Source organism: Sciscionella marina DSM 45152 (genome assembly GCF_000379465.1).
Lineage (GTDB): Bacteria > Actinomycetota > Actinomycetes > Mycobacteriales > Pseudonocardiaceae > Sciscionella > Sciscionella marina.
Genome location: NZ_KB905405.1, coordinates 40713 through 61319 on the forward strand (window position 1 = coordinate 40713; position 20607 = coordinate 61319).

Genomic DNA, 20607 nt, shown 5'->3' on the forward strand with positions numbered 1-20607 from the left:
GTGTGACCGGCCAGGAACCGTTCGCCGCCGAGGTGGTCCTCGGCGATCCGAAGGCCGAGATCAGCCCGCTTATCTACGGCCAGTATCTGGAACATCTCGAGGACTGTATCTACCCGGCGATCTGGGACGAGCAGTCACCGCAGGCCGACGAGCACGGGTTGCGGCGGGATGTGATTGCGGCGGCGGTAGAACTCGGCGTGCCGGTGGTGCGTTGGCCCGGCGGGTGTTTCGCGGATGTCTATCACTGGCAGGACGGAATCGGTGCGCGAGCCGAACGGCCGGTGCGGCGGAACTGGCACTGGGGTGGGCTCGAACCGAACCAGTTCGGCACCGACGAGTTCCTGACCTGGTGCGAGGAGATCGGCGCCTCGTCCTACCTCAACGTGAATCTCGGTACCGGCACCCTGGACGAGGCGTTGCGCTGGATGGACTACTGTACCGGGACCGAGGACACCGCGGATGTCTTGAGACGCAAGGCGAACGGGCGTTTCGCGCCGTACCGAACCGGATTGTGGGGGATCGGCAACGAGACCTGGGGTGCCTGGGAAGCCGGCACCATGGGGGCCCAGGCGTACGGGCTGAAGCTGGCCAACTGGTCGGACTTCGCGCTCCGTCACCACCCCTCGGTCGAGCTGCTCGGTATCGGTTCCTCGGAGGGCGGGGAACCGGGATGGGACCGGACGGTGCTCGATGCGGCGGGCGCCAAGCTCTGTTACCTGACCAACCATGTCTACGGCTATTCGACCGATCGGGTCAGTGGTGCGGAGTACCTCAACGTCGCGTTCACCCCAGTGTATTTCGAAGCAAGGCTCCGCGCGATGGCTGCGGTGCTGGACGACTTTCATCGGACCAGCGGTGCCGAACCAGTGCGGATCGCTGTGGACGAATGGAACATCCGGCATTTCGAGACGGACGGGGCGGGCGGTTATCGGCTCAACCGGGCGAGCCCACGCAACGTACAGGACGCGGTGTTCGTCGCCGGGGCGCTAAACTCCATGATCCGGCTCTCCCCGGTGGTTGGCATGGCGAACTACGTGTTCTTGGTCAACGGCAACGGTGTGCTCAATGTGCGCGGTAGCGAGCTGGTGCGAACCACGCTCTACCACGTTTTCCGGCAGTACCGCTCGTGGCTGCGAGGGCGCGTGATCGAGCTGGACGTCCGCTCGCCGAGTACCGAGCTGCCCGAGCCACGGCCGGGTGAACCGGGACATGTCCCGGTTTCGGCCGGCTTGCCCGCACGGGCCTCGTACCTGGACGCGGTCGCCGCCGTCGACGAGGGGCGGTGCGCCGTGTCACTGGTGAACCGACATCGATACACGCCGATCAGGGTGCGGCTCCACGGCGCCGTGCGCTGGCGGGAAAGCTGGACATTGACCGATGACGACCTGTACGCCGTCAACGATTTCGACCATCCGGAGCGGGTACTGCCAAACCGCGAGCCGATCGATCCCGCGACGACCGAATGGGTCTGCCCGCCGCATTCGGTCACTTTGCTCAGGGGTGAGATATCAAGAGGTGCGGCATGAGGATCACCGGACTGCGGACCTATCTGGTGCCCCCGCGGTGGCTGTTCCTGCGGATCGACACCGACGACGGCGTGACCGGCTGGGGTGAGCCTGTAGTGGAAGGCCGGGCGGAGACGGTGGCGGCCGCCGTCGCTGAGCTGGCCGATTACCTCGCCGGGACCGAGCCACTGCGGATCGAGGATCACTGGCAGGTGCTGACCAAGGGCGGTTTCTATGGTGGCGGCCCGGTGCTGTCCTCGACCGTCGCCGGCATCGACCAGATGCTGTGGGATATCGCGGGCAAGGTCCGCGGTGCCGGGGTGCACGAGCTGCTTGGCGGTCCGGTACGTGAGCGGGTACGGTCTATTCCTGGATCGGTGGCGATAAACCCGATTCGGTGCATGAAGCGGCGGCCGCACAAGTGGTGGCCGGTTTCACCGCAGTGAAGATGAACGCCTCATCCGACCTCGAACACATCGACACGGTGTCCGCGGTCACCGCTGTGGTGGGTCGGGTGGCCGCCGTACGGGATACACTCGGCCCCGGATCGGGACGTGGCGATCGATTTCCACGGCCGGGTCTCGCTGGCGATGGCACGCAGGTTGTTGCCCCGGCTCGAGACGTTCAACCCGCTCTTCGTCGAGGAACCGGTGGTTCCTGAGCTCGGAGCCCGCCTGCCGGAACTCGTGCGATGCTCACCGGTACCGATCGCCACCGGTGAGCGGTTGTACTCGCGTTGAGATTTCCGGCACGCGCTCGAAGCCGGTGTCGCCGTGGTACAGCAGGATGTGTCGCATGCCGACGGGATCTCCGCGACTCGCCGGATCGCGGCGATGGCAGACACCTACGGTACCGCGTTGGCACCGCACTGCCCGCTAGTGGTCTGTCTGGGTTTTGATTTGGTGGAGGGTCGTGCGACCGCGTTGGGTCTTGGTGATGATCTCTTCGGCGGGTGTTTTCCAGACGAAGGGTTTCGGGGAGGTGTTCCAGTGCTCGGCCCAGACGGTGATGGCCTGCTTGAGGTCGGAGACGCTGGTGAACACGCCCCGGCGCAGGCGCTTGTCGGTGAGTTCTTTGAACCAGCGCTCGATGAGGTTCAGCCACGAACTCGATGTGGGGGTGAAGTGCAGGTGCCAGCGGCGACGGTCCTTGTGTGCCAACCATTTCTGGATCTCCGGCGTGGAGTGCGCGGAGAGGTTGTCGAGTGCCACATGTACCCCGAGTCCGCGCGGAACGCTGCGGTCGATCCGTTTGAAGAACCGCAACACGTCCGCGCCGGTGTGCCCCCTGACGCAGGTCGGTGAGCACCTCGCCGGTGCCAATGTTCATCGCGGCGAACAGATCGATCGTGCCGTGGCGCTTGTAGTCATGCGTCATCGTCGTCGCCCGGCCGGGCTTGAGCGGCAACGACGGCTGGGTCCGATCCAGGGCTTGACATTGCGTCTTCTCATCGAAGCTAAACACCACCGCCCGGGCTGGCGGGTTCAGATACACCCCAACCACGTCGACCAGCTTGTCCTCGAACTGCGGATCATTGCTGATCTTGAAGGTATCCACCTTCCAGGGCTTCAGCCCGTGATCGGCCCAGATACGAGCCACCGAGTCCTTCCCGATACCAACCCAGGCCGCCATCGAGCGGGTGGTCCAGTGCGTCGCCCCGCCAGGGGGAGTTTCGTGCGCTGTGGTGTGCAAGACGCGCTCGACCGTGCGCTCCGGCAGACTGGGCTTACGTCCTCGCCCCTTAGCGACACGCCCGACGCCCGCGACACCGGACTCGGCGAACCGGTAACGCCAGCGCCGCACCGTATCCGAGTCCACACCCGACCGTCGCGCGATCACCTCGTTGGCTACGCCGTCGCCCGCCCACAGCAGCGCCCGCGCCCCCACCACCTGCCGATGCGGCAACCTCGACGACCCCGCCATCCGCCCCAACGCCACACGCTGCTCGTCCGCCATCGACAACGCCGCAGCGACCATACCGACATCCTACAAACCACCAAGCCAAATCACAGACGCACCACTAGGCTCGCGACGTGTTCGCCGAGCACTTGGTCGACGCGGTCCGGGGTATCCGCTCGCTCGGTATTCGCAAACCGCCAAGCCTCTCCGAGATCATGGACCGACCGGGACTGGAGCACCCGCCGATTCGCACGTGATGCAGTGGCGGTCCTCGACACGCCCGGGCTCGGGACCGCGCACGTGTACGACGCGTCGATGGGTGGGCGGGTCGCACAGTGGCTCGCCGTGGACCGCCCTGGTCGGGTCGCTCAACTTCCGGCTGCGCAAGGTGGTCCGCAACAGGGCCGGTTCCGTTCGAACAGGCCATGGTCACGGTGCTCTACCTCGCGGTCGGCAACCTCAAGAATTGCCGTCGGCCGAACGCGGCTCAGGTTGGAAGCGAGCGCTGCAAGCATTCCTCATATACTTCGAGGGGCGGATCCGCATCCTCTGAGACCGCCACGGTCATTTACATAGACGGCCAGGCACGCCTTGATACCGCGCGCGGTACAGTCGTTTGCGGTGCCCAGGATGATGCTGGCCCAGGCTGGGATCTGCCCGGCTGACGCAGAGACGGCCTGTGGAGGTGTCGATGACGGTTTCGTCGTGCTACGCGTTGAGCAATCATTGGGATGACGCGCGTGCTCGGTTGTCTTCGCTTGAGCAGTGGCTCGATCCGGCCACCCGGGATTGTCTTGCCGCGCGTGGGGTGGGTCCCGGGTGGTCGTGTCTCGAGGCCGGTGGCGGTGGTGGTTCGGTGGCGATGTGGCTCACCGAGCAGGTCGGCGATTCCGGCGCTGTGCTGGCCACTGACATGGACACGCGGTTCCTCGAGCCGTTGGCGGGGCCGAATCTGGAGGTACGTCGCCACGATTTGGCGACCGAGTCACTGCCGCGCGAGCGCTTTGATCTGGCGCATTGTCGGCTGGTTTTGGCGCATCTGCCCGAGAGGGGCCGGGCGCTTGGCGAGATGGTGGCGGCCGTGCGCCCTGGTGGCTGGGTGGTGGTCGAGGAGATGGATTTCGTGTCGGTGGCCGCGGACCCGGCGCATGAGCATGCGGGCGCGTTTATGCGGACGATGGCGGCGCATGACGAAGTGCTGCAGGGCCATGGGATGGATCTCCACTATGGACGGAGTCTGTTCAGCGAGCTGCGCTCCTGCGGGCTCGGCGAGGTGACCGCCCAGGGGCATTCGCGGATTTGTTCCGGCGCGACGACTGCGGCACGTACCTGGCAGTTGACGTTTGATCAGCTGGGCGCGGAGATGCTCGAGGCTGGGCTGGCGCGCGCTGATTTCGATGTGGCGCGTCGGATGTGCGACGAGCCGGAGTTCAGCTTTCTGAGCCAGACTGTGGTGGCTGCCTGTGGGCGCAGGCCATGATGCTGCAGTCGTTGTACTGAGATCGCCGTGTCGCGGTCACCTCGCGGTGAGTTGGGCCGCCTCAAGCCGGTGGTAGATGGCGTGCTCGCGGTACATCAGGTCCAGCAATCGTTGCAGGCGCCGCGGCTGCAACGTGGTGGGGTAGTTCGGCAACGTGATCAGTGACGCGATCGAGCGTGGGATTTTGACGTAGTTGGTGAGCGTATCGACCACGAGTTCGCGGCTCGAGGCGAGTCCGGCGGCTTGCTGGATGGCGCGGCGGAACGCGGCGACGGTGTGTGGGTTGTGTTTGGTGTAGCTGGCTGTGGCGTAGTAGCCGTCCAGTGGGAAGTTCGCGGTCGGGCCGCTGCACGGGCTCAGCACGGTGCGTGCGCCTTGTTGTTCGGCGAGGGTGACGAACGGTTCGGGGAACCAGGCGGCGTCGATCTGGTGGTTGTGCAGTTTTGTCAGCGCGTCTTCGAACGGCATGCCGATGTATCGGGTCCCGGACGGGTCGATGTTCATGCTGCGCAGGACGCGGTCAAGGGTGACGCTTTGGATGTTGGGGGCGGGGTTGTTGATGGCGACGGTCGCGTTGGCGAGTTTGGCGGGCGTGTCGATGGGTGAGTCTGGCGGTACGACCACGCCGGTTTGATTGGTCGCGGCGAGCCCGGCTTCGGCCACGACCCGCAGGTCGATCTGGCCGCGGTCGGCGGCCTGGAAGTAGGTGCCGAGATTCCCGCCCGCCTGGATATCGGCCTTGCCCTGGTTGAGTTCGGGGATGGCGAGGTTGGACTGTGACACCGTGTCGATGGTGACGTGCAAGCCCTGGGCGGTGAACAGGCCGCGTTGCTGCGCGATGTAGAGCGGCGCATCGTCGGCGGTAGACAAAGCAGACACGTGCACGTCGGTGTCCTCGCCGCTGGGTATCACCGCGCGGTGACTGTGGCTGCCGCAAGCGACGGTCGCGCCGGCAAGCAGTAGGCAGGCCAGCAGCGCCAGGGTGGGTTTGGCGGCGCGTGAGCGGTAGTGGGGCCGGGAGGTGCTGCTCATTCGGTTCCTTGCTGAAAGTAGTGCGCGGGCGGGGTGAACCACCAGCCTGGGGGCGCCGGGTCGTTGTCCAGCCCGCTGATGCGGGCATTGAGCGCCTGGATCAGTAGCAGGATCGTGTCCCGGTGTTCGGCACCCGCGTCGGGTTGTTCGCCTTGCGCGACGGCGTCGTGTCGGTGCATGGGGATCATCCGTTCCTACCGGGTGCCGGGACCGGGGCCGCGGTGTGCCGGTTGGCCAGCGCATGTTCGACCACGGCGATCAGCGTCCGTGTGGCCGAGGTGGTGTCTCGCGCGTCGCAGTCCACCATCGGGCGGCGCGCGTCGAGCGCGAGCGCTTCGCGCAGATGTTCGTGCGCGTAAGGGAAATCGCCGTCGAAACCGTTGACGGCGATGACGAACGGGATATTGGTGCGTTCGAAGTAGTCGATCACCGGGAACGAGTCGATCAGGCGCCTGGTGTCCACGAGAATGACCGCGCCGATCGCGCCGCGCACCAGGTCGTCCCACATGAACCAGAATCGTTGCTGTCCGGGTGTGCCGAACAGGTACAGGACCAGTTGCTCGCGCAGCGAGATCCGGCCGAAATCCATCGCGACGGTCGTGGTGGCCTTGTCGACGGTGCCGGATAGGTCATCGACACCGACGCTGCGGTCGGTGAGCACTTCCTCGGTGCGCACCGGCGCGATCTCGGACGCAGCGCCCACGAACGTCGTCTTACCGACACCGAACCCGCCGGAGACCACGATCTTGACCGGTGTCGGCTCACCGTCATCGTGCGGTCGCCCGCGCATCGGCTCAAACTCGCTTGCGGAGTTCATCGAGCACCTCTCCCAACAGCTGCGTGTCTGCGGCTCGTTCGGGGTCGAACCGGTATGTGTTGACCATTCCCGCTTCGACGAGGTCGGCGAGCAGTACGCGCACCACGCCAAGCGGCAGCCCGAGGCTGGCGGCGAGTTCGGCCACCGAGGTCGCCTCCTGACATCGGCGCAGTAGCTCGGCGGCTTCGGGAGACACCTGGCGGGGCGGCGCGATCAGCGGGTAGCCGAAGCGGAACATGTTGTCCGGGTCCCAGGCTTGTTTGATGCCGATCAGCCGATGGTGAGTGTCGGCATCCCACGCTCGCGCCACGTCAGCGGGGGCGTTGGCCGAACCGAGGAAGTTCACCGGTACCCCACCGGCGGCCCACGGTGCGATGGCCTCGAGCAAGCGTGTGCTGCCGCTGACGCTGCTACCGGCGTCGATCGGGGCGCTGACCACATAGACGGAGTAAGCGGCGTCACGATGCCCGACGCTGCCGATATCCGACCCGTAGCGGTGGAACGCGCCACCGAGTTGACGTAGTTCGACGAACAACACCGGTTTTGCGCTCGTATTCATGGTCGTCAGCAGCGCAGAGACCGTATCGTCGGTCAGCTCAGTCAAAACTCCGCCGCGCTTGTCGGCGGCGATCGGCGTCGTCGGGTCCTCGTGGACCTCGGCGATCGAGGTGAACGGTCGCTGGGCCACGGTGTCGAGCAGTGGGGTCGCCACCGAACGCATCGGTGTCAGCAGTGCGGATCCTTGTTCGACCGTGCCGATGTGTGCGATGCGCAGATGCACGAGCGGACACGCGGCCGAGGCGCCAGGCAGTTGCAAACCGGCCGTACTGCCCAGCAACGCGATCGAGGTGGTCATGGTCGCCGGCAGAAGCGGTGCCCAGCGAACGTAGCTGCGCAGCACCGCTTCGGCGTCCTTGCCGTCGTAGTACAACCCGCCACCGTAGAGTTCGGGTTCGTCGACCAGCCCGAACTCCATCGCGGTGACCACGCCGAAGTTGCCTTTCCCACCGCGCATCGCCCAGAACAGATCCGGCTCGTGGTCACCGTCGACGAGCCGCCGGTAGCCGTCGGCCGTGACCACCTCGATCTTGCGCACGTAGTCGGCGCTGAACCCGTAGGTACGCCCGAGGGGGCTGAGCCCGCCGCCGAGCGTGTAGCCGATCACGCCGACACTCGGCGCCGAACCGCAGACCGGTGCCAGCCGGTACGGTGCCGCCTCGTCGATAACATCCCGCCAGATGACACCCGCTGCCACCTTGACGCTGCGTTGCCGCCGGTCGATCTCCAACCGGCGCATCCGACGGGTGCTGATCAGCAACGCGCCATCGGTATTGCTCAGGTTGCCGTGCCCGGTGGACTGGACCGCGACCGGAAGGCCGTGTTCCGCGGCGAACTCGACCGCCGAACGCACATCGTCGCTCGTGCGCGCCCCGACCACAGCCAGTGGCCGGTGTGCCGGTGCGCCGAACGAGCCCGCTTGCTCGACCGCGAAGCCCTCGTCACCTGGCTCGAAGACCGGCCCGCTGATGCCTTCACGCAAGGCGGACAAGGCTGCCGCAGACGGCGCCGAAAACGAGGCGGCCGGACTGCGTCCGGTGGCGCGCACGAGCGTCTCCGGTGGCATGACGACCTCATCGGCGGTGCGACCGCCGGTGAGCACGTAGGGCCGCACCAGCGGGCTGGCCCGGTTCGATGACGGCTCACCTGGTGTCATCACGTGTCGGGCAGCTCGGCACGATGGGACGGGTTCACCGCCCGACCGACGCGTTCGACCAGTACTGCCATCTCGTAGGAGACCAGCCCGAGGTCGCACGATGGGGCGGCCAGCACAGCCAACGACGACCCATCCCCGACGGCCATGAGCAACAGCGTGCCGCGGCGCATTTCGACCACCGTCTGAGTCACCCCGTCCCCGTCGAACACCTGCGACGCGCCCGCGGTGAGGCTGGCCAGGCCCGAAGCGATGGCCGCGAGCTGGTCGGCCCGGTCACCGGGCACCTCCACCGAGACCGCGACCGGTAACCCGTCCGAGGAGACCACCACGGCGTGCGCGACGCCCGGGACCCGCTCGACGAAGTCGGTGACCAGCCAGTTCAAGTCCGCAGGCGCGGTTCTAGCTTCCTGCACAGGGTTCTCCTCTCCACACCGGCACGTTGCCGAACCGGACAACTCGCTCCTGGTCGCTCAACTACTCCCCGTTTCCTCATCACGCCGCAAACCCGGCGGCGTGGTTGGCGCAGCCGCCGCCCGATAGCCGCGCCGCGAGCCGGATTGCAACGCCGCGAAACGCTCCCGCAACGCCTCCGGACTTTGTTCCCAGCTCGGTCGGTCTTGCGCCCGCGGTCGCGCGCGCTCGTTCAGGGCCACGTGATCGGATCCCGCCGATCCGGGAATGTAGTTGGCGCCCGGATCACGGCGCGGCAGCCCCATCGAAGTCCGTCCTGCCGCGCTCGGATGATTCATGGGAGCGCCCATTACCGGTAACGGCCGCGACACCGGCTGCGCCGACCCGGCGCGGTGTGCTTCCGCGTGTCCACGGCGCGCGCCAGCCTGGTAGGCAGCGAACCGGTTTCGCAACGCGTCCGGGCCCTGCTCCCAAGACTCGCGCTGCTCGTGTCGAGACGTCGGTTCCCCGTGGCCGGCCTGCCCTGGTCGGCTTACCTGCTCGGATGATGGTCCGACCATCGAGCCGGGCACGTAGTTGCTGCCCGGCTCGCGGCGCGGTAACCCCATCGAGGTTCGCCCCCTCGAGGTCGGTGCCCGCCATGCGTGCTGCGACGCGCTGGCGCGCGGTCCTGCCTCGCCGCTGGCGCTGCTGGGATGATCGATCGCAGGCAATGGCTCGTCACCGAACCAGCTGCCCGCGGCCGCGCCGGTTGCCGACATCGCCTGCACCCAGCGCTGGCCCGGCCACCCGGGGGCCGGTTGCCCGGGCCAAGCCTGCGATGGTGGTTCCGTGAGCGGCACCGGTTGCCGCGAGGTGACCAGCGTGGCAGGCAGTATGGCCAGCGCTATCAGCCCGCGCTGCTGGCCAGGCACCAACCGCACGTCGACGCCGTGCTTGTGCGCCAATCGCCCCACCACGAACAGCCCCATGTGCCGCGAGACGCCGGGCTGGATGACCGGTGGGTCCACCAGATCCGCGTTGCGCTGCGCCCGCTCATCCTCAGCGATGCCGATGCCGTAGTCGAGGATTTCCACCGCGACACCGCCCTGCGCATCCGCCGGGTATGCGCGGACCTGCACCGGTTGGTCCGGTGGGGAAAAAGTCGTCGCATTATCCAGTAACTCGGCAAGCAAATGCACCACATCGGTCACCGCCGACTCGCTGATCAACACGTCCGGCAGCCCGGGCTCGACCTCGACTCGTTCGTAGCGCTCGACTTCGGAGGCGGCCGCACGCACCACATCCAGTAACGGCATCGCCTCGGTGAACCGCCGGCTCGGTTCCTCGCCGCCGAGCACGAGCAGGTTCTCGCCGTTACGCCGCATCCGGGTAGCCAAGTGATCGAGCCGGAACAGACTCCGCAACCGGTTCGCGTCCTGCTCCTGCTTCTCGAGACCATCGATCACCTCGAGTTGGCGCTCCACCAGGGTCTGGCTGCGCCGCGAAAGGCTGACGAACAACGCGTTGATCTGGTTGCGCAGCTGCGCCTGTTCACCCGCGAGCCTCGCCGCGACCCGATGCACCTCGTCGAAGGCACGTGCCACCTGGCCCACCTCATCGACCGAGTCGACCTCGATCGGTGCCACATGCTCGGCCACATCACCGGGCTGGTCCGAATACAGGCGGGCCACCAACGCGGGCAGCCGCTGGTCGGCGACCGCCATGGCACCGCCTCGCAGGCTCCGCAACGGTCGAACCAGCGACCGTGCCACCATGATCGTCGCGAACAGCACGACCAACAACACCGCCAACGCGACCACCCCGGCGATGATCGCGTTGCGCACAGCGGTCCCGGCGAGCTCCGCCGCCCGATCGCTGACCGACCCGATCAAGCCCCGCTCCACCACACGGACCTTGTCAAGTGTGCCGGACACCGCGCCCGCCCACGTTTGCGCAGCGTTGCCCGGCGCACCGGCGATCCACCGGCCATCAGAGCTGGTGACCTGATTGAGCATCGCCTGTGTCTCGTCGATATCCTGCCCGGTCACGACGTAGGCGTACCGCTGCTGCTCTGCCCCGGTCGCAGCGACCTGGAACTGCTGGTAAGCGCTTTGCTGCGCCGAAACGGCCGCGTTCAACTCGGCCAGCCCGCCGAGCTCGAACCCTTTCGCGCGCAACGCCGAGCCCACCAGGCTGCGTTGGATCCCCACCTGCAGCTTCAGCCTGGAAATATCCCCGAGTGCCCGCACCGAGGACAACAATCCCGGATCGGCGGTCTCCGCGGCGATCTCGTCATCCACCGCCAGCAAATCGGCGATGATGTCGGTGTATTTCTGAATCACCACATTGACTGGCAGTCGACTTTGCTCCACAGTGCTGCGCAAACTGGGTAACTCACCGATGCGAAACGCCGCCGTGCCTGCCCGCGCCCGCACCGGCGCCGGGTAGCGCCCACCCACCCCGAGGTCAGCACGACGCAGCTCGCCGGTCAACGCATCGTCCACACCCCGATACGCCGACCGCAGTGCCCCCTTCCCGTTCGCCGGTCGACCGGTCGCCGCGAAGGCAGCGGCAGCAGTCTGTTCGGCCTCGAGTTGCGCCGCGGCAGCGGTCAGTGAGCCGCCAAGGCGAGCCAGCGCCTCGGTATGCCGATCGCCGAGCGCGTTGCCAACCGCACCGACGACCCCGAACACACCAAAACCCAGAGCCACCAAGGTGGGCACCAGGATCAGCGCAACCAGCCGCCGACGAACCGGCCAGTCCCGTAACCGCCGCCAACCACCCTGTGCACCACCGACACCCCTGCCCCCGTCGGTGAGCACAGTTTGCCCAGTGCTCTTGCCCCTTGCCGCGCCGCGGTCAGCCAATCCACACGCCGTTCCCGGAAGCGATGCTCATCGCCACCATCCTCACATCGGCCCTGGTTCCTACAACACCGATTCCTACCAGCATTTCAGAGCGTACCTACACCGACGACCACAGGTAGTTAGCCTAGCTCAACAACAAGGTCTTCCACGACCCCGAATACGGTGAACAAACCGACACCGCTCCAACCGGCCATGTTTCCGTGGCGACCGTAACGCGGCCGGTGGTGATCGCCTTGTCAGTGCCGGATCGAGTCGCCCTGCCGGTCGGCGTGCGTATCGGCGCACACCCGGCCGTCCGGCGTCCCGGCGGGTGCGGCCCCGCCATCCACGCAAGTATGAGGCGCTGCCGTCGGTGGCGCCCTGGCCGACCACCACAATGCAAAATTACGTCTCCACGAGCACGGTTTCATTCGCCAATGCGCGCAATACCGGGGTGAAAGCTCCTACGCCGGGCACCCCGACGATACGGCCGAACAGCGTCGCGGTCGCCGCGATCCACCGGATGGAGGTGCTCGGCTGGTCGCGACCGATACGCACCTTGGCCAGTTCCTCCACAGCGGTCGCCAGCACACGGCGCGCGGCGGCGGACCCTGCTACCGTTCAGGATTCCTGGTGCGGGACATCCACCGAGCCTTTTGGAGTGTTGTTTGTGCGGTGCAGCCTGTGTTGCAGGATTATGTCGAGTTGATTCGTGTCGTTGGCACGAACGGCCAGCGATCTTCTCACCGGCGGATACCCTGAGGCGATCAAGGTGTAGTTCCCCTCGTCGACTTCGGGAAAGTGGTATGCGCCGCTGTCATTGCTGATGACACTGTTGTGGATATTGCCTGTGTCATCGACCAAAGTCACCAGCGCCTCGGCGACCGGGGCTGCATCGGTGGCGCGGCGGACGAAGCCCGTGACCGAGGTGCGGACCTGCAGGGGTATATCGACCGTGACAGTACCTGCCTCGGGCACCGTCACGGTCTGTACGGCTGGTGGTTTGTCGACAGGGGCTGCGGTGACGATGTAATCACCGCCGAGCACGCCTTGAAAATGATAACGGCCGTCTCGATCGGTTCGGTCGGTATCGGTGACCATTCCCTGCGTGTCCACCAAGGTGACGGTCACGGAGTCCCATTTCTTGCCTGCAGCGACGACAGTTCCCTGCAGCACACTTGCACCGTCGAGTTCGAGTTCGAGCGCGACGGGTTCGCCTCGCAACTGGACGGCTTTCGCTTCGGGACGCATGCCGTGTGCGTACGCGATGAGTACGAAGGATCCGTCCGGGGCACCTACGAGGGCGTAACGGCCGTCCGAACCGGATACACCGAGCGCGTGCTGTCGACCATCGTGGTTGATCAGCGTAAGGGTAGCCCCGGTCAACGGTGTGAGTCGGGCATCGCGCACATGGCCGTAGACGACGTTGCCTTCCGATGGCGACCGTGCTTCTCCCGCCCCGTAGACCCCCTGGGGCGCCACTCCCGGGCTGTGGGGTTCTTCGGGTTCACTTTGTTTCTCGTATCCGGCGGAATTGATCAGCCGGTGAGCGGTCGCGAGTACGACTGCCCCGAGTAGTACCGCGCCGGCTCCGATACCGAAGGGAAGATGGTCGCCGTAGGCTGCTGCCAGTATTCCGGCTACCCAGGGGGCCAAACCACCACCAAGAAAGCGCACGAAACTGTAGGCCGCGGAGGCGGTTGGCCGAGCGACGGGCGATACGCTCATGACGGTCGCGGTGACCAAAGTGTTGTTCATACCGATAAACGCGCCACTGATGACTACACAGACGATCACCACGAGCGGGCGCTCGACCCAGATGGCGATCGCGGCGACGTCGATCGCCATCAGCACCAAAGTCAAGTACAACGACCGCGCCGTACCGATCGCACGTTCGGCCCGCGGTGCGACGAATACCGCGAAGATCGCCACCAGTAGGCCCCAGCCGAAGAAGACGAAACCCAGCTGGTGCACACCGATGTGCATCGGGTACGGCGCATACCCCAGGATGGTGAAGAATCCCCAGTTGTACAGCAGCGCCGTCAAGGAAACGGTTAACAGACCACGGTGGCGTAACGCCTTGACCGGTGCGGACAGAGGTGTCCGTTGCGCTGGTCTCGGCGTTGGCGACAGCAAGGTGACGACCATGATCAGGGCGATCGCCATCAACACCGCCACACCGAAGAATGGCCCACGCCAGCTGACCCCACCGAGCAAACCGCCGACCAGGGGGCCGAGCGCGATGCCGAAGCCGAGTGCGGCCTCGTAAAGCATGATCGCGCCTTCGAACCCGCCGCTGGCCGCGCCCACGATGACCGCCAGCGAGGTCGCGATGAACAGGGCATTGCCCAGTCCCCAGCCAGCGCGGAAGCCGATGATGCCGTCAACACCGCTCGACAACCCGGCCAGCGCTGCGAACACCACAATGATGATCAGCCCGGTGACCAGGGTTTTCTTCGCGCCAATTCGACTCGAAACCCAACCAGTGACCAGCATCGCTACCGAGGTCACCAACAGGTAACTGGTGAACAGCAACGAGACCTGAGATGGTGAGGCATGCAACTGGGATGCCATCGTCGGCAGGATCGGGTCGACCAGCCCGATCCCCATGAACGAAACGACACAAGCAAATGCGACCGCCCACACCGACCGTGGCTGCCGCAAGAAGCTGGGCCTTCGTCCAGTCGTCTGTTCCGTTGCATTCGTCTCGACCGTCCGGCTGGTCATTCGATACCACCGCTACCGGCACTGCCCCCGCATCGTCCAGCATCCCGCTCACGGCGACCGGGATGCCGCCGACGGAGCGATCCGGCATGATCTCGCCCGGCCGCACCCGACTCCCCGGACCTGTCCGCAACGGTGCCGCGGTCGATTCCGTGGTCGATGGATTCGGTCATCGCAGCCCTCGCAGCCGCGAGCGCCATCGGCACCGCTTCCGGATCAACCAGTTTCCGCAACGCGGCGGCCGCCGCCACCAGCGCACGCACCTCTGACTCATCCAGATCCCCGATCAGACTGCACAAGAATGCTCGCCGACTCTGCTGGCGACGCGCCAGCAGCTCTCGCCCTTTCGGGGTGATCGCGATTAACACGCTCCGGCCGTCCATCGGATCGGTCTCGCGACACACCAGCCCTTGCCGTTGCAAACGCGCGATCATCGTCGTCATCGAGGGCTGACTGACACCCTGCTGTTGCGCGAGCTCGGTCAACCTATGACGCCCAGAGTTATCCAGCGTGGACAATGTGCTCACCGCCGTGAAACTCAGTTCACGCAGCGCTGCGGTCTGCCGGAGGACAAAGCGGGTGATCCCGTCCAGCGCCTCCGCCGCCTCGACCCGTTCGCTCGATGAAACCACAAGAAAAATTATATAGCCACCCTATGTACCTAGTCTAGACCACGAAAGAAAACTGGAACCCTCGACAACAACGGATACGACATGGGCCTTGCCTCGGGACACAGAAGTCTTGGCGTATCACAGGCTTCGGGGATCGGATGCCTCTTGATTCAGAACGCGGCCAGGACCAGACGGGAGCGCAAACCTCTGACAACTCAGCCCGTCACAGGCAGCAGGAAGCCCGCGCGTGACCCCGATACGGCCCCCTGGGGCAGCTACGACCACTGATCATCCGGCCAATCAAACCGGTCATCCCATACATGTCGGAAGCTCAAACCTGTTTCCGGGTGCGGAGGTCCCGCAGAGACACCGCTGCGGCTCGTGGCCGAGGCGGTTCCGAAACACTGTTACCGGTCGTCGGCGATGAGTGCCTCGAGGGGCTCGAGCGCGCCGAGGATGGTCTCGCGTTCCTCCGGGGTGAGGCGGTTGAGGCGCCTGCGCAGTTCCTGCATGCGGGTGGAGCGCCTTTCCTGGATGACATCGCGGCCGAGTTCGGTCGGCGCGACGAGAGAAGCCCGCCCATCGGCGGGATCGGGTTCGCGCGCGACATAGCCCTTGGTCACGAGGGCGGCGATCATCCTGGACAAGGTCGGCGCCGCGACACGCTCACGATTGGCGAGGTCGCCGAGGCGCATGGCATCGGAGCTGACGAGGGTGGCGAGCGCGGAGACGGCGCCGTGACCGAGCCCGTATATATCACCGCATCTGCGCAGGGACCTGGACAATCGTCCGACGACGAGATACAACCGCGTGGTCACCTCGTCGGAGGCTTCGGCTTGTTCGATCGGCAATTGTTCAGTCGCCATGTCCCGTGTCCTCTCCGGACTGTGCCGGCAACGATCAAACCATCCGTTATGTTCCGATTCTTTCACGTGTCTGCGCATCCGTACGTAATAGGACACGATGTCCGACGCTTCGGTTCGTCGGCATCAAAAGCCTGGTACACGCTGTCAAGCCGCGGGGTGCGGAGCGTCAGCAACGACTTAGCTGCGGAGCCACCTTCTTTGGGATGGTTGGTGTCCATCAGGCTGACCGGTTCATCTGAGCATCGCCTGCTCATCGAATGGCGGGCGCGAGTGCCTGTGTGGGCACTGGCGAACGGCGTGGTGGTCCTGAACGAGGGGAGGTGATCTCCTCGAGGGTGGGTGGCGAGATTTGCCAGTATCCGCCTTACCGACGCACGCGGCAAAACGGACCTGGAGGCCCCGCTTGAGGCTCGGCCGAGCTGGCGCTCCGTGTGCTGGGCTGTTGCTTCAAGCATGGGGCGCCTGCTTCGCGTCGGTCTTCGGGAATGTTCCACCCGATGACCCGCGGACGCTGTTCGTAGCGGAACAGTCACTCGTCTGCAGGATGGTGGCCGATCACGAAAGGTCTAGGGTGATAGTTAGTTAACGTAAACAACATCTCGTGGTTATTTGGTGGTAACGATATGTGCGGTATTACCGGATGGGTGTCGTTTCGTCGCGATCTGACAACGCAGCAGGCGGAGCTGGACACGATGACGGAAACGATGTCCTGCCGCGGACCGGACGCGACAGGCACCTGGTACGCACGGCATGCCGCACTCGGGCACCGCAGGCTCGCGGTGATCGACCTGCCCGGTGGTGCTCAGCCGATGGCCATCGACACCGGGCAGGGCGCGGTGGCGATGGTCTACTCCGGTGAGGCCTACAACTTCACCGAACTGCGTGACGAGCTGCGGCGGCGCGGCGCCAGATTCGACACCGACTCGGACACCGAGGTGGTGCTGCGCGGGTATGTGGAGTGGGGCGAGGCGGTCGCCGAACGGTTGAACGGCATGTACGCCTTCGCCATCTGGGACACGCGCAACGAAAAGCTGGTCATGATCCGGGACCGGATGGGCATCAAGCCGTTCTACTACTACCAGACCGCGGACGGTGTGCTGTTCGGCTCCGAACCGAAGGCGATCCTGGCCAACCCGCTGGCCGAACACGTGGTCGGACTGGATGGGCTGCGGGAGATCTTCGCCTTCGCCAAGACACCCGGCCATGCGATCTGGGAGGGCATGCGCGAACTGCGACCCGGCCACGTTGCCACCGTGGACCACAACGGACTGCGCGAAACCCGCTACTGGCAGCTGGAAGTCGGTGAGCACGCCGACGACCAGCAGGCGACCGTGACGCATGTGCGCGAGCTGCTCGACGACATCGTGCGGCGTCAGTTGGTCGCCGACGTGCCGCGCTGCACGTTGCTGTCCGGCGGGCTGGATTCCTCGGCGATGACAGCGCTGGCCGCCGGTCAACTGCAGGAACAGGGCGAGGTGGTACGCAGTTTCGCGGTGGACTTCCCCAACCAGGCAGAGCACTTCCGTGCCGAGGACGTCAGTCCAACCCAGGACACTCCGTACGTGCACGCGGTCGCCGAGCACATCGTCTGCGAGCACGAGGACATCGTCCTGGACGGTGCCGCCATGGCCGATCCGGCGGTGCGGGCCGCCGCCGTGGGCGCCCGGGACTTCCCGCTCGGAATGGGAGATCGGGACAACTCGCTGTACCTGCTGTTCAAGGCGATCCGGGGGAAATCGACCGTGGCGTTGTCCGGCGAGTCCGCGGACGAGGTCTTCGGCGGCTACCCCTGGTTCCACGACGAGGCGCAACGCACCGCGGACACCTTCCCGTGGCTGGCCAACCCGCGCTCGCCGATCAACGCCACCGGTCTGATGAACGCCGAACTCGCCGGGAAGCTCGAACTGGATACCTACAAGGCCGACCGGTACCGGGAAGCGCTTCGCGAAGTCCCCCACAAGGACTCCGAGACCGGGCTGGAACGGCGGATGCGTGAGGTGTGCTATCTGCACCTGACCCGGATGGTGCAGAGCCTGCTCGACCGCAAGGACCGGATGTCCATGGCCGTTGGCCTGGAGGTCCGAGTGCCCTTCTGCGACCACCGGCTCGTGCAGTACGTGTTCAACACACCCTGGTCACTGAAGACCTACGACGGGCGGGAGAAAAGCATCCTGCGCGGCGCCACCCGCGACCTGCTTCCCGAATCCGTGGCCGACCGGAAGAAAAGCGGTTACCCGGGCAGCTTCGACCCCGGTTACCTGACCGCCATCCAGGGACACGTCCAAGACCTGCTCGCCAGCGACCACCAAGTCCTCGACTTCTACGACCAGGACGCCGTCAAAGCCGCCACCACCGCGACCATCACCGCGATCACCAACACACAGAGGTCCGGACTCGAACGTATCCTCGACTTCGCCACCTGGCTCGATCTCCGCAAGCCCATCCTGAAACTCGACTGATCGCAGGACACGCCGCACAGGTTTCTGCGGAAATGGGTGATTCTTCGGGACTTTCGCTTGAGCGGTGTTTCCGGCTGTGTTGTTAGTAGTGTTCGGCCCCCGGCCAGCGGTTACCGAAGGTGATGGCGAATGCGTCGAGGACTGGCTTCCAGCGCATGGTCCATCGTCGTGCCCCGGTCCCAGTTGGGTCGAGGCTACGAGTTACAAGGTACAAGCACTTCAGCGCGGCGTCTTCGTTGGGGAAATGCCCACGTGCTCGCACGGCTCGCCGGTAGCGGGAATTCAGGGATTCAATCGCATTGGTGGAGCAGATCATCTTCCTGATCTCGACGTCATATTCGAGGAACGGTGTGAATTCTTCCCACGCGTTACGCCAGACCCGGATCATCGCCCGATATTGACTACCCCATTTCTTTTCCAGCTCGTCCAATGCCGTGCTGGCGGCATCGACGGTCGCGGCAGTGTAGATTGGTTTGGTATCTTGTCGTAGCCCGTCCCAGTATTTCCGGGAAACTAGGCGGAACGTGTTCCGGATGAGATGCAAAATACAGGTTTGTACGATAGTTTCCGGCCACACGTTCGCGACGACCTCAGTGAGTCCTTTCAAACCGTCACACACGAGGAAAAACACGTCGCGAACACCACGGTTTTTCAGGTCCACGAGCACGCTCATCCAAAACTTGGCTCCCTCACCACCCTGACCGGCCCACAAGCCGAGAACGTCCTTGTGGCCGTCCACAGTCACGCCGATAGCGGCGTAGAAGGCGCGGTTCGTGACCTGACCGTTTCGCACCTTGATGTGGATCGCGTCGATGAATACACAGGCGTAAATCGAATCAAGAGGACGAGCGCGCCAGTCCTCCATCTCAGCGACCACGGTGTCAGTGATCCGTGATACCGTGTCCTTACCGACCGAAGCGCCATAGATTTCATCAAAATGTGCGGAAATCTCGCCCGTCGTCAACCCTTTCGCATACAAAGAAAGGACCACTTCGTCCACATTCCTCAACCGGCGCTGCCGCTTCTTCACGATCTTCGGTTCAAAACTCGATTCCCGGTCGCGAGGAACATCGACCTCCACCTCGCCGGCCGAATCGGAAACCACCGTTTTAGACCGCGTACCATTACGAATATTAGTTGACGACCGATCCGTCTCGGCGCGATTCTTCTCGTGCCCGAGATGCTCGGTCATCTCCTCGTTCAACGCAGTTTCCAACACCTGCTTGGTGAACAACTTCAACAGCCCATTCGGACCGGTCAACTCCAGCCCACGCGCCTGCGCGTCCGCGATCATCGCTGTGACCGCAGCCTGCTCCGCAGACAACCCCACCTGCTCACGTTTGCGTGCACTCATAGCATCAGATGACATCACTGTCCGTACCCATCCCACCGGACCTCAGCCCGGTGTGTCGGGCCTGAACCACCAACTTGTTCAATACCGGCAGGGAGTGTGGTCTGCAGCCATGATCTCCTCAGGTGGTGGTCGGGTCTGGCTCGTGAAACACCTGTCACCCTGCGGGGTTGACTCGCGAGCGGCTTGCTTCCCGGCCACCGCTGCTTGGCGTGGAGTGGCTGAAGAGAGGCCTGCAATGCCGAAAGTTGGTGTGCCCTCCTCGCCCCCATAATGGTTCGTTCGAGGAGGATCTTCGTTGGCACAGCAGACTTTCCGGCCCGATCAGATCGTGATCGCGATCGATCCGCACAAGGCGTCGTGGACCGCAGCAGTGGTGGACGCGAAGCTGCATCCGTTGGCGACGCTGCGAGTTCCGGTCAGCCGAGACGGCTACCGACAGCTCCGTCGCTTCGCCCGCCGCTGGCCGGGGGTGTGGTGGGCCATCGAGGGAGTCACCGGCCTCGGGGCGCCGCTGAATGCTCGGCTCGACGCCGATGGCATCAAGGTTGTCGACGTGCCGGCGAAGCTCGCCGCTCGGGTGCGCATGCTCTCGACCGGACACGGCCGCAAAAACGACGACGCCGACGCGATCTCGGTGGGCATCGCCGCACTGACCGCGACCGACTTACAGTCGGTCGGCCTGGACGGAACCATCACGGCGCTGCGCGCGCTGGTCGAACACCATGACGACATGATCCGGACCCGAACCCAGACCATCAACCGACTGCATGTGTTACTCACCAAGCTCATTCCCGGCGGCGCACCCACAAACCTCAGTGCCGATGCTGCCGCAGGGCTGCTGCGCACCGTCCGATCCCGCGACATCGCCGCGGCAGTCGAGCACACGGGCACAACACTGACCAGCTTG

At 65.1% G+C, this 20607-nt stretch carries 15 protein-coding genes and 2 pseudogenes; 5 read left to right on the forward strand and 12 right to left on the reverse strand.

The window, feature by feature from the left end; genetic code table 11:
• The first annotated feature begins 2 nt into the window (after positions 1-2).
• Together A37U_RS0128305 and dgoD are read left to right on the forward strand one after the other, a co-directional pair.
• Positions 3-1526, forward strand: coding sequence for an alpha-L-arabinofuranosidase C-terminal domain-containing protein (locus A37U_RS0128305; RefSeq protein ID WP_086010836.1), 1524 nt, complete (start codon positions 3-5; stop codon positions 1524-1526).
• Positions 1523-2383, forward strand: a pseudogene (gene dgoD / locus A37U_RS50240) (galactonate dehydratase); the annotation flags it as partial. The gene A37U_RS0128305 and the pseudogene dgoD, both read left to right, overlap by 4 nt.
• Here dgoD and A37U_RS51020 read toward each other — a convergent pair.
• A pseudogene (locus A37U_RS51020) lies at positions 2381-3482 on the reverse strand (IS630 family transposase). The pseudogenes dgoD and A37U_RS51020 sit on opposite strands and share 3 nt — an antisense overlap.
• Positions 3483-4095: 613 nt before the next feature.
• Here A37U_RS51020 and A37U_RS0128325 point away from each other — a divergent pair.
• On the forward strand, positions 4096-4884 hold the full coding sequence (locus A37U_RS0128325; RefSeq protein ID WP_026197691.1) for a class I SAM-dependent methyltransferase: 789 nt from the start codon (positions 4096-4098) through the stop codon (positions 4882-4884).
• Positions 4885-4920: 36 nt separating this feature from the next.
• Here A37U_RS0128325 and A37U_RS0128330 read toward each other — a convergent pair whose 3' ends face one another.
• The 10 genes from A37U_RS0128330 to A37U_RS0128380 all read right to left on the reverse strand — a co-directional run bounded on the left by A37U_RS0128330 (position 4921) and on the right by A37U_RS0128380 (position 15887).
• Positions 4921-5958 carry an ABC transporter substrate-binding protein gene (locus A37U_RS0128330; RefSeq protein ID WP_169526954.1) on the reverse strand — a complete coding sequence of 346 codons (1038 nt, stop codon included), beginning with the start codon at positions 5956-5958 and terminating at the stop codon, positions 4921-4923.
• Positions 5913-6095, reverse strand: a complete 183-nt coding sequence (locus tag A37U_RS51990) for a hypothetical protein (RefSeq protein ID WP_020500059.1) — start codon at positions 6093-6095, stop codon at positions 5913-5915. Before A37U_RS51990 ends, A37U_RS0128330 begins: the two co-directional genes overlap by 46 nt.
• 5 nt (positions 6096-6100) lie before the next feature.
• Positions 6101-6733: an ATP/GTP-binding protein gene (locus A37U_RS0128340; protein WP_157183080.1), complete on the reverse strand. Its 633-nt coding sequence runs from the start codon at positions 6731-6733 to the stop codon at positions 6101-6103.
• Complete coding sequence (locus tag A37U_RS45690) at positions 6711-8447, reverse strand: DUF742 domain-containing protein (RefSeq protein ID WP_083933928.1); 1737 nt, start codon at positions 8445-8447, stop codon at positions 6711-6713. The genes A37U_RS0128340 and A37U_RS45690 overlap by 23 nt, the downstream gene beginning before the upstream one ends.
• Positions 8447-8860 carry a roadblock/LC7 domain-containing protein gene (locus A37U_RS0128350; protein WP_040588922.1) on the reverse strand — a complete coding sequence of 138 codons (414 nt, stop codon included), beginning with the start codon at positions 8858-8860 and terminating at the stop codon, positions 8447-8449. Before A37U_RS0128350 ends, A37U_RS45690 begins: the two co-directional genes overlap by 1 nt.
• Before the next feature lie 57 nt (positions 8861-8917).
• Entirely contained in the window at positions 8918-11662 is a 2745-nt protein-coding gene (locus A37U_RS45695; RefSeq protein ID WP_338055080.1) for a sensor histidine kinase, read from the reverse strand.
• Between the two features lie 429 nt (positions 11663-12091).
• Positions 12092-12262, reverse strand: coding sequence for a hypothetical protein (locus A37U_RS0128360; protein WP_169526958.1), 171 nt, complete (start codon positions 12260-12262; stop codon positions 12092-12094).
• 45 nt (positions 12263-12307) lie between these two features.
• Positions 12308-14413 carry an MFS transporter gene (locus tag A37U_RS48650; RefSeq protein WP_083933931.1) on the reverse strand — a complete coding sequence of 702 codons (2106 nt, stop codon included), beginning with the start codon at positions 14411-14413 and terminating at the stop codon, positions 12308-12310.
• The gene (locus A37U_RS48655) at positions 14410-15042 is read right to left on the reverse strand and encodes a MarR family winged helix-turn-helix transcriptional regulator (protein WP_020500066.1); all 633 of its coding nucleotides are present in this window, start codon (positions 15040-15042) and stop codon (positions 14410-14412) included. The genes A37U_RS48650 and A37U_RS48655 overlap by 4 nt, the downstream gene beginning before the upstream one ends.
• Positions 15043-15428: 386 nt before the next feature.
• Complete coding sequence (locus A37U_RS0128380) at positions 15429-15887, reverse strand: MarR family winged helix-turn-helix transcriptional regulator (protein WP_020500067.1); 459 nt, start codon at positions 15885-15887, stop codon at positions 15429-15431.
• A 623-nt stretch (positions 15888-16510) separates the two neighbouring features.
• Here A37U_RS0128380 and asnB point away from each other — a divergent pair.
• Positions 16511-18346 (forward strand): asparagine synthase (glutamine-hydrolyzing), encoded by a 1836-nt coding sequence (gene asnB, locus A37U_RS0128385; protein ID WP_026197693.1) that lies wholly within the window; start codon positions 16511-16513, stop codon positions 18344-18346.
• A gap of 82 nt (positions 18347-18428) precedes the next feature.
• On the opposite strand, the gene A37U_RS0128390 is transcribed toward asnB, so the two are convergent.
• On the reverse strand, positions 18429-19700 hold the full coding sequence (locus A37U_RS0128390; protein ID WP_026197694.1) for an IS256 family transposase: 1272 nt from the start codon (positions 19698-19700) through the stop codon (positions 18429-18431).
• Positions 19701-20028: 328 nt separating this feature from the next.
• Between A37U_RS0128390 and A37U_RS45710 the strand changes: the two genes are divergently transcribed.
• A partial coding sequence (locus A37U_RS45710) for an IS110 family transposase (protein WP_205623048.1) occupies positions 20029-20607 on the forward strand: 579 nt, incomplete at its 3' end.

Coding starts and splice junctions, on each gene's coding strand:
- A37U_RS0128325 (WP_026197691.1), top strand. CDS start 4,096: ATGACGGTTTCGTCGTGCTACGCGTTGAGCAATCATTGGGATGACGCG.
- A37U_RS51990 (WP_020500059.1), bottom strand. CDS start 6,095: ATGCACCGACACGACGCCGTCGCGCAAGGCGAACAACCCGACGCGGGT.
- A37U_RS0128340 (WP_157183080.1), bottom strand. CDS start 6,733: ATGAACTCCGCAAGCGAGTTTGAGCCGATGCGCGGGCGACCGCACGAT.
- A37U_RS45690 (WP_083933928.1), bottom strand. CDS start 8,447: ATGACACCAGGTGAGCCGTCATCGAACCGGGCCAGCCCGCTGGTGCGG.
- A37U_RS48650 (WP_083933931.1), bottom strand. CDS start 14,413: ATGACCAGCCGGACGGTCGAGACGAATGCAACGGAACAGACGACTGGA.
- A37U_RS0128380 (WP_020500067.1), bottom strand. CDS start 15,887: ATGGCGACTGAACAATTGCCGATCGAACAAGCCGAAGCCTCCGACGAG.
- asnB (WP_026197693.1), top strand. CDS start 16,511: ATGTGCGGTATTACCGGATGGGTGTCGTTTCGTCGCGATCTGACAACG.
- A37U_RS0128390 (WP_026197694.1), bottom strand. CDS start 19,700: ATGAGTGCACGCAAACGTGAGCAGGTGGGGTTGTCTGCGGAGCAGGCT.